Source organism: Pseudarthrobacter raffinosi (assembly GCF_023913735.1).
Classification (GTDB): domain Bacteria; phylum Actinomycetota; class Actinomycetes; order Actinomycetales; family Micrococcaceae; genus Arthrobacter; species Arthrobacter raffinosi.
Map to the genome: position 1 here is coordinate 64,568 of NZ_JAMXBH010000012.1, position 14,521 is coordinate 79,088.

General features: G+C 65.1%; 14 protein-coding genes. 8 read left to right on the forward strand and 6 right to left on the reverse strand.

What is annotated here, in order from left to right; genetic code table 11:
* The first annotated feature begins 128 nt into the window (after window positions 1-128).
* Entirely contained in the window at window positions 129-1,148 is a 1,020-nt protein-coding gene (gene fbaA / locus NG698_RS12670; protein WP_056348649.1) for a class II fructose-bisphosphate aldolase, read from the forward strand.
* Window positions 1,149-1,150: 2 nt separating this feature from the next.
* Window positions 1,151-1,573: a DUF3151 domain-containing protein gene (locus NG698_RS12675; protein WP_252602174.1), complete on the forward strand. Its 423-nt coding sequence runs from the start codon at window positions 1,151-1,153 to the stop codon at window positions 1,571-1,573.
* Window positions 1,574-1,726: 153 nt separating this feature from the next.
* Here NG698_RS12675 and NG698_RS12680 read toward each other — a convergent pair whose 3' ends face one another.
* Window positions 1,727-2,356 (reverse strand): uracil-DNA glycosylase family protein, encoded by a 630-nt coding sequence (locus NG698_RS12680; RefSeq protein ID WP_056348638.1) that lies wholly within the window; start codon window positions 2,354-2,356, stop codon window positions 1,727-1,729.
* Window positions 2,357-2,664: 308 nt separating this feature from the next.
* On the opposite strand from NG698_RS12680, the gene NG698_RS12685 reads away from it, so the two are divergent.
* The 5 genes from NG698_RS12685 to NG698_RS12705 all read left to right on the forward strand — a co-directional run bounded on the left by NG698_RS12685 (window position 2,665) and on the right by NG698_RS12705 (window position 7,471).
* Window positions 2,665-3,729, forward strand: coding sequence for a M14 family zinc carboxypeptidase (locus tag NG698_RS12685; protein ID WP_252610081.1), 1,065 nt, complete (start codon window positions 2,665-2,667; stop codon window positions 3,727-3,729).
* Window positions 3,730-3,973: 244 nt separating this feature from the next.
* A complete protein-coding gene (locus NG698_RS12690; protein ID WP_056348633.1) occupies window positions 3,974-5,263 on the forward strand; it encodes an adenylosuccinate synthase in 1,290 nt (429 codons plus the stop codon).
* A 255-nt stretch (window positions 5,264-5,518) separates the two neighbouring features.
* Window positions 5,519-5,860, forward strand: a complete 342-nt coding sequence (locus NG698_RS12695; RefSeq protein WP_252610083.1) for a YegP family protein — start codon at window positions 5,519-5,521, stop codon at window positions 5,858-5,860.
* 280 nt (window positions 5,861-6,140) lie between these two features.
* On the forward strand, window positions 6,141-6,692 hold the full coding sequence (locus NG698_RS12700; protein WP_252602176.1) for an RNA polymerase sigma factor: 552 nt from the start codon (window positions 6,141-6,143) through the stop codon (window positions 6,690-6,692).
* On the forward strand, window positions 6,689-7,471 hold the full coding sequence (locus NG698_RS12705) for a hypothetical protein (RefSeq protein WP_252610085.1): 783 nt from the start codon (window positions 6,689-6,691) through the stop codon (window positions 7,469-7,471). Before NG698_RS12700 ends, NG698_RS12705 begins: the two co-directional genes overlap by 4 nt.
* A gap of 47 nt (window positions 7,472-7,518) precedes the next feature.
* On the opposite strand, the gene NG698_RS12710 is transcribed toward NG698_RS12705, so the two are convergent.
* Genes NG698_RS12710 through acs form a run of 4 tightly spaced genes read right to left on the reverse strand, consistent with a single transcriptional unit; the run spans window position 7,519 to window position 12,768 of the window.
* Window positions 7,519-8,013: a CoA-binding protein gene (locus tag NG698_RS12710; protein ID WP_252610087.1), complete on the reverse strand. Its 495-nt coding sequence runs from the start codon at window positions 8,011-8,013 to the stop codon at window positions 7,519-7,521.
* Complete coding sequence (locus NG698_RS12715; protein WP_252602182.1) at window positions 8,010-9,365, reverse strand: O-acetylhomoserine aminocarboxypropyltransferase/cysteine synthase family protein; 1,356 nt, start codon at window positions 9,363-9,365, stop codon at window positions 8,010-8,012. Before NG698_RS12715 ends, NG698_RS12710 begins: the two co-directional genes overlap by 4 nt.
* Complete coding sequence (gene sfnG / locus NG698_RS12720) at window positions 9,365-10,555, reverse strand: dimethylsulfone monooxygenase SfnG (protein ID WP_252610089.1); 1,191 nt, start codon at window positions 10,553-10,555, stop codon at window positions 9,365-9,367. The genes NG698_RS12715 and sfnG overlap by 1 nt, the downstream gene beginning before the upstream one ends.
* A complete protein-coding gene (gene acs / locus NG698_RS12725) occupies window positions 10,552-12,768 on the reverse strand; it encodes an acetate--CoA ligase (RefSeq protein WP_252610091.1) in 2,217 nt (738 codons plus the stop codon). Before acs ends, sfnG begins: the two co-directional genes overlap by 4 nt.
* Window positions 12,769-13,041: 273 nt before the next feature.
* Here acs and NG698_RS12730 point away from each other — a divergent pair, with 273 nt between their 5' ends.
* Window positions 13,042-13,467 (forward strand): CoA-binding protein, encoded by a 426-nt coding sequence (locus NG698_RS12730; RefSeq protein ID WP_252602191.1) that lies wholly within the window; start codon window positions 13,042-13,044, stop codon window positions 13,465-13,467.
* On the opposite strand, the gene NG698_RS12735 is transcribed toward NG698_RS12730, so the two are convergent.
* A complete protein-coding gene (locus NG698_RS12735; RefSeq protein ID WP_252610093.1) occupies window positions 13,468-14,496 on the reverse strand; it encodes an isopenicillin N synthase family dioxygenase in 1,029 nt (342 codons plus the stop codon).
* Window positions 14,497-14,521 lie beyond the last annotated feature (25 nt).

Here is a 14,521-nt window from a genome sequence, read left to right on the forward strand (position 1 = left end):
AAGTGTTACCGGCCCGCGTGACCCGAAACACTGCCCCTGCACAGAAATGGCTAGGATGGTGGCTAGCCGTAAGAGGTCTACTCTCCAGGGTCACAACCCATAGACGAAAACTCAGCATAGGAGTCACCATGCCCATTGCAACCCCAGAGATCTACTCCGAGATGATCGACCGTGCCAAGGCCGGAGGCTATGCATTCCCGGCCGTCAACGTCACCTCCTCGCAGACGCTGAACGCCGCACTGCGCGGCTTCGCCGAGGCTGAGTCCGACGGCATCGTCCAGGTGTCCACCGGCGGAGCCGCCTACTGGTCCGGCGCGGCCACCAAGGACATGGTGGCCGGTTCGCTCGGCTTCGCCGCGTTCGCCCGGGAAGTTGCCAAGAACTACGGCGTCAACATTGCCCTCCACACCGACCACTGCCCCAAGGACAAGCTGGACGGCTTTGTCCTGCCGCTGCTCGCAGCTTCGGAGGCCGAGGTCAAGGCCGGCCGCAACCCGATCTTCAACTCGCACATGTGGGACGGTTCGCACGAGCCGCTCAACGAGAACCTCAGCACCGCGCGCGAACTGCTGGAACGCACCGCCGCCGCGAAGATGATCCTCGAAGTTGAAATCGGCATCGTGGGCGGCGAGGAAGACGGCGTGGAAAACGCCATCAACGACAAGCTGTACACCACGGTGGAGGACGCTCTGGCCACCATTGAAGCCCTCGGCGCCGGCGAGAACGGCCGCTACATCACGGCCCTGACCTTCGGCAACGTGCACGGTGTGTACAAGCCCGGTGGTGTGAAGCTGCGCCCGGAGATCCTCAAGGACATCCAGGCCCAAGTGGGAGCCAAACTTGGCAAGAACAGCCCTTTCGACCTCGTGTTCCACGGCGGCTCCGGTTCCTCCGACCAGGAGATCGCCGACGCCGTCTCCTATGGTGTGATCAAGATGAACATCGACACCGACACCCAGTACGCGTACACGCGTCCCGTGGTGGACCACATGTTCAAGAACTACGACGGCGTGCTTAAGGTTGACGGCGAAGTGGGCAACAAGAAACTCTACGATCCGCGCGTCTGGGGTGCCTCCGCCGAGGCGGGCCTGTCCGCCCGCGTCGTCGAGGCAACCAAGCAGCTGGGTTCCGCTGGAAAGACCTTCTAGGAATGTCCGACGAGTTCCGCAAGAACCTCATGGGCCCGGAGCCAACGCTCCTGCCTGCCGAGACCGACGTCTACGCGCAGCTGGACGCCGGCGCCGAAGCCCTGGACCTGGTTGAAAAGCACCCCACATCGTCGCTGTTGTGGGCTGTCCTGGCGGAGGAGGCGTGGGCCGAGGGCCGCACCATCGATTCCTACGCCTACTCGCGCGTTGGCTACCACCGCGGGCTGGACTCTCTGCGCCGCAACGGCTGGCGCGGCGTGGGTCCCATCCCGTGGGAGCACGAACCCAACCGCGGCTTCCTGCGCGCGCTCTACTCGCTGGGCCGCGCGTCCGCGGCCATCGGCGAGGCCGAGGAACCGGAACGCATCGAGAAGTTCCTTAACGACTCGGACCCGGCAGCCAAGGCAGCCATCGAGGGCAAGTAGTTTGAAGAGCAACGCGGGGTCACTTCCTGCCCAATAAACCACGTCTTTGGGCAGAAAGTGACCCCGCATTGCTTGTTAACGAACGACGGCGGGCGGTCACCTTTTCAGAAAGGTGACCGCCCGCCGTCGTTCGGTGGTTGAGCGTTCCGTTGGTTAGACCTTCGCGAGCCCTGTGCGGGCCATGGCGTCGGTGTAGACGACGCGCATTTCCTCAAGGTACTGTTCCTGCCGCGCGGGCGTCCCGGCGAAGGCGCGGCCGCTGAGGGAGCGGACCTTGTAGGTCTTCAGCCCGCGGCGCCAGAGCAGCGGAACTTCGGTCTTCAACAGCAGGTTGGCCAGGCGGTTGGCTTCGGTGCCGTGGGCCACGATCACCGAGGCGCGGGGGACCACGGCGAGGAACTTCAGGAGCGGCTTGAGGCCGGCGGAAATCTGGTCCGGCGTGAACTTGCCGTTGACCTCGCCGGGGGTGTGCCACGGGTGTACGTTCCACGGCATCACGAACTCGGGGCGGAGGCCCAGCTTCCACTGGATGCCGAGCATGCGGGTGGCGGCGTCTTCGTCGCCGGCGGTGATGAAGCCGGACGGGTCAGCCTCGCCGATGTTGGAGTAGAGGCTGATGATGCGGCACTCGTCCACGTCGTGCATGGGGTCGACGTACGGGACTTCGGTGTGGGGCTTGACGCTCTGCAGGGAATCGCACAGCTCGTTGACGGCGGCAACGTTGGGCTCGTAGCGGCGGCTCAGGAGCTGTTCACGGAGGGATTCGGGGGCCAGGGCTGTCATATAGTGCAATGTCTCCTGCGGGGCTCGGCGATGCTGCCAATCCGGAAAATGGGCGCGTGATGGGCGCGCCCGTCCGGCGTGGTTTGAAATGTGGTGTGGACCGATTCCTGGTCGATCTCTATCAGTTTAGCAAGCCCCGCGAAATGCGGGGCCCGGCCCTAACCTCCCGTGATGGACGGCACAGGGCGATCAGTCTTTGTCAAGTTAATTGACAGCTTTCGTTTAGCTTGATTGGCTTCTGTGACAGCCCGCAATAAGGACGTTGCGGCTGGTCGCACCCTCCATGCAGTCGAGAGAGGTAACGTACCGTGAACAAAACCCTGGCAACTTTAAGGACCGCGGCCGTATCCGGAGCCCTGGTTCTGACGGCACTCGCCGCGCCGGCACCGTTGGCCCAAGCCGTGGGCGAAGGCCCCAACTATGACGGCAACGGCCAGATCACCACCTCGAAACTGGCAACCTATGACGAGTTGGTCTCCTTCCTGAAGGATCAGGACACCCGCCAGCCAGCCATGGATCTGGAAGTGATCGGCCAGACTGTCAAGGGCCGGGACATCCACCTGGTGAAGTACATTTCGGACCCGGCCAAGCCCACCATCCTGTACCTGACCCAGCAGCACGGAAATGAGCAGTTGACCACCGAGGGTGCCATGGCATTCGTGAAACACCTGGGAACCGGGAAATCGGGGGACATCCTGGACGGAGTGAACATCCTCATCGTTCCCATGCTCAACGCCGACGGCGCGATGGGAGATGTGAACTTCCCGCTGGATGATTACCTGGCCAAGGGCGACCGCCACATGACGCGGTACAACGCCGAGGAGGTGGACCTGAACCGCGACCACGTCGCCAAAATCCAGCCCGAAACCCAGGCCCTCCACACCAACGTCATGCGGAAGTACAACATTGACTACATGATCGACCTGCACCACCAGGGCACCCGGAGCGAACGCGACGGAAAGCTGGTCTCCGGGTCCATCCTGTACCCCACCACGCCCAATGCCGATCCGGCTGTTGTGGAAATGTCCAAGCAGTTGGGCGCCGTGGTCTTCAACAACGTCGATTCCACCGGTTGGGGCCACTTGGGCAAGTATGTGGGCGGCAGCGCCGAGACCATCAGCCGCAACGGCATCGCAGTGGAGTACGGGATTGCTACCCTGCTCTTCGAAATGCGTGGCATGTCTGATCACTATCTGGACGGCTACGCCCTCGGGCTCCGCAGCAACGGTTACCTGATCCAGCAGACAGTGACCACGCTGACGGCCACTGCGGCGGCCATCGCTGACGGTTCGATTGCCGACGCCGATACGTCCTTCTGGGACAGCCTGGACACCCAGACGTCCCGTCCCGGCGAGGAAGCTGACGACGAGTAGTAGACGGCGGGAAGTCTGCCCGTGGTCCTTTGCCGCGCGTGAAGGGCCACGGGCACCCTATTGAGTGGACAAAGTCCGTGATCGGCTAAACTTGGGTGGTAAGAGCCCCGGACTCTTGCGTGGTTGGCCGCCGTAGAGGTCCGGCCAGGCTATGGCCTTCGGGGCATTCTCATGAACGGCGCTACGCAGGCCTGCCATTTCGGTGGACGGACCTGTGCGGCCCGAACGAATGGGGGAGGATCCCATGCCAGCAATCGTGATCGTAGGAGCCCAGTGGGGCGACGAAGGAAAAGGCAAGGCCACCGATCTTCTGGGCGGCCGCGTTGACTACGTCGTAAAGCCCAACGGCGGCAACAATGCCGGGCACACCGTCGTCGTAGGCGGTGAGAAGTATGAGCTCAAACTCCTTCCGGCCGGCATTTTGAGCCCCAACGCGATTCCGATCATCGGCAACGGCTGTGTGGTGAACCTCGAGGCCCTGTTCCAGGAGATCGAAGGCCTGCAGGCCCGTGGCGCGGACACGTCCAAGCTGCGCATCTCCGCCAACGCGCACCTCGTGGCGCCCTACCACCAGGTCCTGGACAAGGTCACCGAGCGTTTCCTCGGCAGCCGCGCCATCGGCACCACCGGCCGCGGCATCGGCCCCGCCTACATGGACAAGGTGGCCCGCCTGGGCATCCGCGTCCAAGACGTCTTCGACGAGTCCATCCTCCGCCAGAAGGTGGAAGGATCCCTGCGCCAGAAGAACGAACTCCTGGTCAAGGTCTACAACCGCCGCGACATTGTGGTGGACGAGATCGTGGACTACTTCCTGGCTTTCGCCGAGCGCCTGCGCCCGCTGGTCATCGACAGCACACTGGTCCTCAACAACGCCCTGGACGAGGGCAAGGTTGTGCTTATGGAAGGCGGCCAGGCCACCTTCCTGGACGTGGACCACGGCACCTACCCGTTCGTGACCTCCTCCAACCCGACCGCCGGCGGCGCGTCCGTTGGCTCGGGCATCGGCCCCACCCGGATCTCCCGCTCCATCGGCATCATCAAGGCCTACACCACCCGTGTTGGCGCCGGACCGTTCCCCACCGAACTGTTCGATGAGATGGGCATGTACCTGCAGAAGACCGGTGGCGAGTTCGGCGTAAACACCGGCCGCCCGCGCCGCTGCGGCTGGTACGACGCCGTCCTGGCCCGCCACGCTTCCCGCGTGAACGGCTTCACGGACTACTTCGTCACCAAGCTGGACGTCCTCACCGGCATCGAGCAGATCCCGGTCTGCGTTGCCTACGACGTTGACGGTGTCCGGCACGACGAAATGCCCATGACGCAGACCGAGTTCCACCACGCAGTGCCCATCTTCGAGTACTTCGACGGCTGGACCGAGGACATCACCGGTGCCCGCACCCTGGAGGATCTCCCCGAGAACGCCCGCAACTACGTGCTGGCCCTCGAAAAGCTCTCCGGCACGCGCTTCTCCGCGATCGGCGTCGGCCCGGACCGTGACCAGACCATCGTGGTCCACGATCTGATCAACGACTGACAGCCTGTAAAGCACGACGACGGCGGGTCACCTGAAAGGGTGGCCCGCCTTTGTCGTCACTTGGGGGAATTTACACAGGCTTAACGCAGCCGGTCTTGTGAGGCTGTAGACGGGCCGGACAGACTCTTAAGCACACCCTGAACTGATCAGTTGATCATTCGACCAGACCCGCAGGTGCCGGACGCAGAGATGCTTCCGGGACCGCCCGTGGCGACGATGCCGCCCGGACGGGACCCCAGACCGGAAGGATTTATCATGGCCGGGAAGTTTGAAGTTTTCTTGGATTCGGATTCACATTTCAGGTTCCGCCTCACGGCGCCGGATGGCACGGTGATGGCTGTGTCCGGGGCTTTTGAGGACAAAGCCGCAGTGGTTGCCGGTATCGCCGCCGTCCGCGAATGCGCCGGGACAGGGCTGGTCACCGATCTCTGCCCCGCCGCCAAAGTTTCGCGGACCGCCCCCGCCCCCACGTCCGTGGTGGTCCCCGCCCAACTCCAGCCGAACTGCGGGGACCAACGCGTCCCCGCCACCAGGGCGCACACTTTTGTTATGGCCAAGGCACCGCGCCTGGGGGTGGCCGCCCCGCGCTGGATTTGAGGCGCGCTGGGCCTGAGCTGGGCTGGGCCAGAACGCGCTGGACGTAGCCAGCCCTGCCCGACGTTACGCTCCCGGAAGGTTTTTTGTCCGACGGCGTAACCCCTGCGGTGCGAAGAGCGATTACCCCTATGAAGCGCCGGCCTGGAACTTGTCCCCCATCATGTTCCAGGCCGGCTCTTTTGTTACTGGAAGGTAAGGTTGGCTGGCGAGGGCATTCCGCGTGCGACGTGCGGGCCCCAAGCTGAGCAAGCCCAGTCCCTCCACCGAAGGCCCTGTGTCCGTGACCGATGCACTGACAGACGACGTTCTGCGTGCGCGCGCCCGCGATCCGGAGCTCTTCAGTATCGTGTACCGAACGTACGCGCCACAGGTCCTGGGCTACCTCACAGCCCGCGGGGTAGAAGATCCGGAGGCGGTTATGCAGGAAGTCTTCATCGCCGTCCTGCCACGGCTGCAGAAGGTTACCGGCGGCGTGGCCGGGCTGCGCACGTTTGTCTTCTCCGTGGCGCACGCCAGGATGGTGGACGATCACCGGAGACAGCAGCGCACCCCCAGTAAACTCCCGTTCGAACCCGACCTCGACGGACGCGAGGAGTCCTCGGCCGAGACTGAAGTGCTGCACCGGATCTCGCCGCAGGAAGTGGCCGATCTCCTCAAAGAATTGCCGGATGAACAGCGGGAAGTGCTGTCGTTACGCCTCGTCGCGGGCCTCACGGTGGACCAGGTGGCCGCTGTGATGGGCAAGAGTGCCGGCGCCGTCAAACAGCTCCAGCGCCGTGCATTGATCCGGCTGCGCGAGCAGTCCGCAGTGAAGGAGTACGTGGCGCCATGACCTCCAATGCCAGCTCCCTGATCGGTACTGTGGACGAAATGCTCCTTGACGCCGGTGGAACCGATTCCGCCGGGCTCCGAAAAACCCTGCTCGCGCTGGGCTCCCTCGCCTCCCTGCCGGTCCCCGAACCCGGCCCCGAACTGGCCGCACTCTTGTCTGGCCAGACCCACCAGCTCGCCCGGCACCGGCTCCTCCGGAAGCACCGGACCACTGTTGTGGGCCTTGCCGTCATCGCGGGGATGGGGCTGGGCGTCACCGGGGTGGCCGCCACCGGCACATCTCCGGACGCGCAGGCCAGCAGTTCCATCCAGAAGTTGTTGCAGGACTGGGCTCCCGGCTGGTCCATCGCAGGGACTCCCGCCGCCAGCGGGACCGCCGCAAATCGGACAGAGGCGCAGTTGCCCGCGGAGCCGGCAACCCGCGACGACGCAGCGCCGGCACAGCCGGAAAATGTTGAACGGGAAACTGCCCCGCCGGCGAACGGTCCGGAAAACGCAGGCCAGAACCGGGGCGCGGAGCCGGCCGGCCGCGGAAACGGTACGCCGTCCGGCAAGTCAAGGACGGACGACGGCGGCGTGCCGGGGAACGCTGCGAGCGTCACCCGTGACGCCGCTGCCGAACTCGACAAGGCCGGAAAGCTGGTTGCCGATACCCTGGCCGAAGCCGGAACAGCGGCAGAGTCCCCGACGTCGGCCATGGTACCCCCGGCACTGACAGAAAAAACCGGGGCCGGCAAGGCCGGACCCGGTTCAATCTGGCTGAAGAAGTTCAGCCGTTAATCAGGTTTGCTTCAGGGAACGCCTGTCCGCCAGGAAGAGCATCTCCGTCAGGAAAGCAGCTGCCGCTTGGAGGAGATCACGCCGGTGTCGAAGCCGGCCAGGTGCAGCCCGCCGTAGAACCGGGCATGCTCGATCTTCACGCAGCGGTCCATCACCACGTTGAGCCCGGCGGCTTCCGCGTCCGTGGCCACGTCCTCATGCCAGGAGCCGAGCTGCAGCCAGAGGGTTTTGGCGCCCGCCGCGACGGCTTCGTCCAGGACGCCCGGGAGGTCACCGTGCTTGCGGAACACATCCACGATGTCCGGGCTTTCGGGAAGATCGGCCAGTGAGGCGTACGTCGGTTCACCAAGGATCTCCTTGACCACGGGGTTCACGAAGTACACCTTGTACCGCGTGGACGATTGCAGGTAGGTTGCCACAAAATAGCTCGCCCGGGACGGCTTGTCCGAGGCGCCCACGATCGCAATCGAGGTGGCTGCGCGCAGCAGGTTCAGGCGCTCCGGAGCGGAAGGTCCGGTCCAGGTACGTTCGCCGGTTCTCATACGTTCGCTCCAACCGTGCAGGAATCCGCTTCGGCGGTTGAACTCGCCTCGGTGGTTGAGCCCGTCGAAACCGAGGCCGCGTCCAGTGCCTGGTCCAGGTCCCACAGGATGTCGTCGATGTCCTCCAGGCCCACGGAAATGCGGACCAGGTCCTCGGGAACGCCCGCCGATTCCAGTTGGACCGGGCTCAGCTGCTGGTGCGTGGTGGAACCCGGGTGGATCACCAGGGTGCGGGAATCGCCTACATTGGCCAGGTGTGAGGCCAGCTGTAGGGATTCGATGAACTTCTGCCCGGCCGTGCGGCCGCCCTTCACGCCGAAGGAGAAGACAGAGCCGGGGCCCAGGGGCAGGTACTTCTTCGCGCGCTCAAAATGCGGGTGCGAGGGAAGCCCGGAGAAGTTGACGTAGGCCACGCGGGGATCGGCCTCGAGCCATTCGGCCACTGCCTGGGCGTTCTTGAGGTGCTCATCCAGGCGCTGCGGCAGGGTTTCCACGCCCTGCAGCAGCTGGAACGCCGAGAGCGGGGAAAGTGCCGGGCCGATGTCGCGGAGCTGTTCGCAGCGCAGCTTGGTGAGGAAGCCGTATTCGCCGAAGTTGCCCCACCAGGAGACATTTCCGTAGGACGCCACCGGCTCGGTCATGGTGGGGAACTTGCCGTTGCCCCAATCAAACCGGCCGCTCTCCACGATCACGCCGCCCAGCGTGGTGCCGTGCCCGCCGAGGAACTTCGTGGCGGAGTGGATCACGATGTCGGCACCGTGTTCGATCGGGCGCACCAGGTACGGCGTGCTCAAGGTGGCGTCGACCACGAGGGGGACGCCGGCGTCGTGCGCTACCTTCGCGAGGGCCGCCAGGTCCTGGACTTCCGACGACGGGTTGGCCACCACCTCGACGAAGATCGCCTTCGTGTTCTCCTGGACCGCCGCGGCATAGTCCGCGGGGTCGGTGCCGGGAACGAAGGTGGTGTCCACGCCGAAGCGGCGGAGGGTCACGTCCAGCTGGGTGACGGTGCCGCCGTACAGCTGGGATGCCGCCACGATGTGGTCGCCTGACTGCGTCAGCGCGGCGAAGGTGATGAACTCCGCGGCCATGCCCGACGACGTTGCCACCGCTCCGATGCCGCCCTCAAGCGAGGCGATGCGCTCTTCGAACGCTGCCACGGTGGGGTTGCCGATGCGGGAGTAGATATTGCCGTACTTCTGCAGGGCGAAGAGGTTGGCGGCGTCCTGGGTGTCCTTGAACACGAAGGACGTGGTCTGGTAGATGGGCACCGCACGGGCGCCGTGCTCGGCGTCGGGAGTGCCGCCGGCGTGCAGCGCGCGGGTGCGGAAACCGAACTTGCGGTCAGCCATCAGACAGCCACCGACTCGGCTACAGGTGTGTTGGAGAGATCGAGCTCGGTGCCGTGTTTGCGGGCCAGGTCGGCTTCGAGTTCGCGGACGATCGGCAGGATGTCCTGGCCGAAGGCGGCGACTTCCTCCTGGAAGTGCAGGTAGCCGGTGAGGAAGAGGTTCACGCCGATCTTCTTGTAAGCCACGATCCGTTCGGCGATCTGCTCCGGGGTGCCGATCAGCTGGGTCTTGAAGCCGTCGTTGTACTGGACCAGGTCCTCGAAGCTGGAGTCGGCCCACATGCCCTTGCCGTCCTTGGTGGACGCGCCGGCTTCCTGCACGGCGTCGCGGAAGCCCTGGACTGCCGGCTTGTGTGCCTTCTCAACGATTTCGCGCAGCGTATCGCGGGCTTCCTTCTCGGAATCACGGGCGATCACAAAGCCGTTGAGGCCGAACCGGGGAGCGGCCAGGGCGCCGTCGGTGCCGCGCTTCGTCTCACCTGAAGCGGCCACCACGCCGGCGATGTTCTCCTTGAAGCCTTCCAGGTCCTTGCCGTTGGAGAAGTACCAGTCAGCCACGCGGCCCGCGGTGGCCTGGGCCGCCGTCGAGTTGCCGCCGAAGAAGACCTCGGGGTGGGCGCGGCCGGGAACGTCGACGGGGGCCGGATTCAGGGTGAAGTCCGTGATGTTGTAGTACTTGCCGGCCTGGCTGTACTCCTGCTCGGTCCACAGTCCGCGCAGCACCTTGATGAATTCCTCGGTGCGGACGTAGCGTTCGTCGTGCTCCAGCCAGTCGAGGCCGAAGTTGGTGAATTCGTTCTTGAGCCAGCCGGAGACGATGTTGACGGCGGCGCGGCCGTTGGAGATGTGGTCCGCGGTGATGATGTATTTGGCCAGCACACCGGGGTGCCACATGCCCGGGTGGACGGCGGCGATGACCTTGAGGCGCTCTGTGGCGGCGAGCAGGGCCAGGGAGAAGGACGTGGCCTCGTGCTGCTTGTCGGCTCCGTAGGAGGCGGCGTATCGGGTCTGCGTCAGGGCGTATTCGAAACCGGAGTTCTCGGCGATCTGCGCGAGCTTCTTGTTGTAGTCAAAGTCCCAGCCGGTGCGCTGTTCGATGGTGGAGACCACCAGGCCGCCGGAAACGTTCGGCACCCAGTACGCAAACTTGAGCGGCTCTGAAAGGCGGGCAACGTTGCTGATGTCTGTCATGAGTTTTCCTTTACTAGGGCCCGCTCGCGCAGGACGTCCTGGATTCCGGCGATCGCCGGTTCGTTTTGGAGGGAGGTGGTGTCGCCCAGGGCGGTCCCCTCGAATAGTTGGGTGAGCAGCCGGCGCATGATCTTGCCGCTGCGCGTCTTCGGTACGTCAGGAACGACGACGACGTCGCGCGGCTTCGCGATCGGGCCGATCGCCTTCGCAACGTGGTTGCGGAGCTCCTCGGTGGTTGAGCTTGTCGAAACCCCGCGCTTTAGTACGACGAAGGCGACAATCGCGTGCCCGGTCTTGGGATCGGCCACCGGACAGACGCCGGCCTCCACCACGTCCGGGTGGGACACCAGCGCCGACTCGATCTCGATGGTGGACAGCAGGTGGCCGGAGACGTTCAGCGTGTCGTCCACGCGGCCCAGGATCCAGATGTCGCCGTCGGCGTCGTACTTCGCGCCGTCGCCGGCGAGGAACCAGCCCTGCTCCACATACTGGCTCCAGTAGGAGTCGTAGTAGCGGCGGGGGTTGCCCCAGACGGTGCGCGCAATGGCGGGCCCGGGCGTGTCAACCACAATGAAACCCTGGACGCCTGGCGGCACCGTATTGCCGGCGTCGTCCACGATCCTGGTACTGACGCCCGGCAGCGGGCGGGCCGCGCAGCCGGGCTTGAACTCGGTATCCGTGGGGGCGGGGGAGAGGATGGTGGCGCCGGTTTCGGACTGCCACCACGTGTCCACCACGGGTGCGGTGCCGGCGCCGACATTCTGGCGCAGCCAGCGCCAGGCCTCGGGATTCACGGCTTCGCCCACGGTCCCGAGCATCCGGATGGAGGAGAGGTCGTAGCTGTCCGGCACGCCGTCCGGGAACCAGCCCATGAGGGAGCGGACCAGGGTGGGCGCGGTGTAGTACTGCGTGACGCCGTAGCGTTCGATGATTTCGAAGTGGCGGCCCGGGTGCGGGGTGTTGGGGGTGCCCTCGAAGATCACCTGGGTGGCGCCGTTGGAGAGCGGGCCGTAGATCTCGTAGGTGTGCGCCGTTACCCAGGCGAGGTCCGCGGTGCACCAGTGCACATCCTGGTCGCGGAGTGCGGGGTCCGGGTTGCTGAAGAGGTGTTCGAAGCTCCAGGACGCCTGGGTCAGGTAGCCGCCGGAGGTGTGGACCAGGCCCTTGGGCTTGCCGGTGGTCCCGGAGGTGTACATGATGAACAGCGGCGTTTCGGCGTCGAACGCCTCCGGTTCGTGGACTTCCGCGGCGCTCCCGACGGCGTCATGCCACCACACGTCGCGGCCTTCAATCATGGGGACGGCGGCCAGGTCCTCCGGCGCCGTGGTGCGGTTGATGACCAGCACGTGTTCGATGGCGTTGTCCCCGGCGACGGCGGCATCCGCGTTGTCCTTGACGGGCACGGCGACACCGCGGCGGAACTGGCCGTCCGTGGTCACCAGGAGCTTGGCGCCCGTGTCCTCGACGCGGAACTTCAGGGCTTCGGCGGAGAAGCCGCCGAAAACGAGCGAGTGGATGGCGCCGATGCGGGCCACGGCGAGGGTGATGATGACGGTCTCGGGGATCACCGGCAGGTAGATGACCACGCGGTCACCCTTGGTGATGCCCAGGGCCAGCAGGGCGTTGGCGGCCTTGGAGACTTCGCGCTGCAGTTCCGCGTACGTGATGGCTCGGCGGTCCCCGGGCTCCCCTTCGAAGTGGAGGGCCACCGTGCCGCCGCGGCCATTGGCTACGTGGCGGTCCACGCAGTTGTAGGCGACGTTGAGCTTGCCGCCCTCAAACCAGGTGATCTCCGGGCCTTTGCCGGCTGCGGGGTCGGCCGGGACGCGGCGGTGGGCCGTGTGCCACGGCTTGCCTGTGATTCCTTCGGGCTGCGCCCAGTCCAGGCGGAGGGCCTGCTGTTCCCAAAATGCCACATTGTCCGGCTGGGCTTCGCCGCGTGTTTCTTCGTGCTCCGCCGTGTGCTGAGTGGTGATGGTGCTGCTGTGGCGCGCCGGCCCTCCCGACGGTGCGCCGTGCACTGCGACGTCGTTGGGCTCGGTCGAGGACCATCCCGATGAGCTGCTGGAAGGGCCGGGCGCGTCACGCAGCCCTGCTTCGACCGCCGTCGCGTTCGAAGTGGATTGGGGAGAGCCCAGTGTGGCGGCCGCTGCTGCGGCGCTGACGGGACTCGGGGTGGATAAAGGCGTGGCAGAGGATACTTCTGATGTCATAGATGTGCTCCATCGATCCTGGCGGTAGCACCCTTCGCTGTGTGCCGAGGATGGTCGCCTCAACGGGTACAGCGTTTGGTCAGGGATGCTGCGGCTTCATCGATCCAGGTCTCTCGGCCGCTCGGGATGGTCACTACCACTACAGCCGAACCGCATGCCTTGCGCCAAATCATGGTCTGTGGGACGTAATATTCGCTCACGCGAGTATTGACGCCAGCTATTCATTCAAATATTCGATCAGGGGCCGCTCAGGGGACGATGTACGCTTGCATCATGGTCCACGTCAACGATCCTGCCGTTATTGAGCGCCTGATGCGAAACAAAGGGCGGTGGGCCATCGTGGGCCTGACCACCAACGAGTGGCGTGCCGCCTACGACACCTCGCTGTTTATCCGCGACCGGCTCGGGATGGACATCATCCCCGTCAACCTTCCCGGCGACGCCGTCCACGGCGAAACCGGGTACCGTACCCTGGGTGAAATTCCCTCCGAAAAGCAACCCCTCGACGTCGTCGACTGCTTTGTGAACTCGCAGAAGGTCGGTGCGGTGGTGGACCAGGCAATTGCCGTGGGCGCCAAAGCCGTGTGGCTGCAGCTGGGTGTTATCGACGAAGCGGCAGTGGACCGTGCCAAGGCCGCCGGCCTGGACGTGGTGATGGACGTTTGCCCCGCGCAGCAGGCGTGGAAGTACAACCTCTGATCAGCGCTGCATCAGCTCCGGGTAGTGGTGTTCGGTCACATCGGGATGGGCGCGCATGCGGCCCTTGAGCATGTTCAGGCCAAAGGACGCAAGCATCGGGTTGGACGGATCGTCGGAGATGCCGCGTGCCTGGGCTTTGAGCTCCGGAGGCAGCGGCACCGGATCGATGACAGCGTCCAGCCGCGGCGACCAGAAGAACGGGACTGAGTAGCGGTCCACGCCCGGTGGCGGCGCCTTGACCCGGTGGATCGTGGCGGCAAGGAATCCTTCCGTGGCCACCTCCAGCATTTCGCCCAGGTTCACCACGAGTGCCCCGGGAACAGGCTCAACCGGCGCCCATTCAGTTGTCCCGGGCGGCAGCACTTCGAGGCCGCCCACCTCGTCCTGGAGGAGGAGGGTGACAAAACCGTAGTCAGCGTGGGAGCCAACGCCCTGGTTCCCGGCCGCCTCCACCACACCGCCGACGTAATGCACCAGCTTGCCCATCCACGCGGGTTCGTTGCCGAAGGGCTCGTCGAAGTGGTCCTCCGGCAGTCCCAGGGAAACCGAGATGCCCCTCAGCAGCTCCATGCCCACACTGGACATCAGGTCGGCCCAGGCCATGGCCGCCGGCTTGAGCTCCGGCAACGCTTCATCGGGCCACATGTTGTGCCCTTGAAGAAGCCAGTACGGCTGGTCGGCCGGATAGTTGTGGACGGGCTCGCGCTCGGGGGAGTAGTCGATCTGCTCGCGGGCGTCGGCCCGTCCCTGCGTGACTTCGGTGCCCATCCGGGTGTAGCCGCGGAAGTGCGGGGAAATCCTGTTGTCCAGCTTCATCCGCTCCTCGAGGGGCAGATCGAAGAAGCGTTTGATGAGGGCCAGCAGCTCGTCGGCCTGGCCGGGGGCGGCGCCGTAACCGGTGATTTGGAAGAAGCCCACGTTGTGGGCGGCGTCCCGCAGCTGGTCAATGAATTCGGGGCTGAAGGAGCCGTACGGCTGGCGTGCGGCGCTCATGTCCAGAACGGGAATGGTGGCCTGATCGGGTGACATCTTCGCAGACTAGCACCGCCGGGAA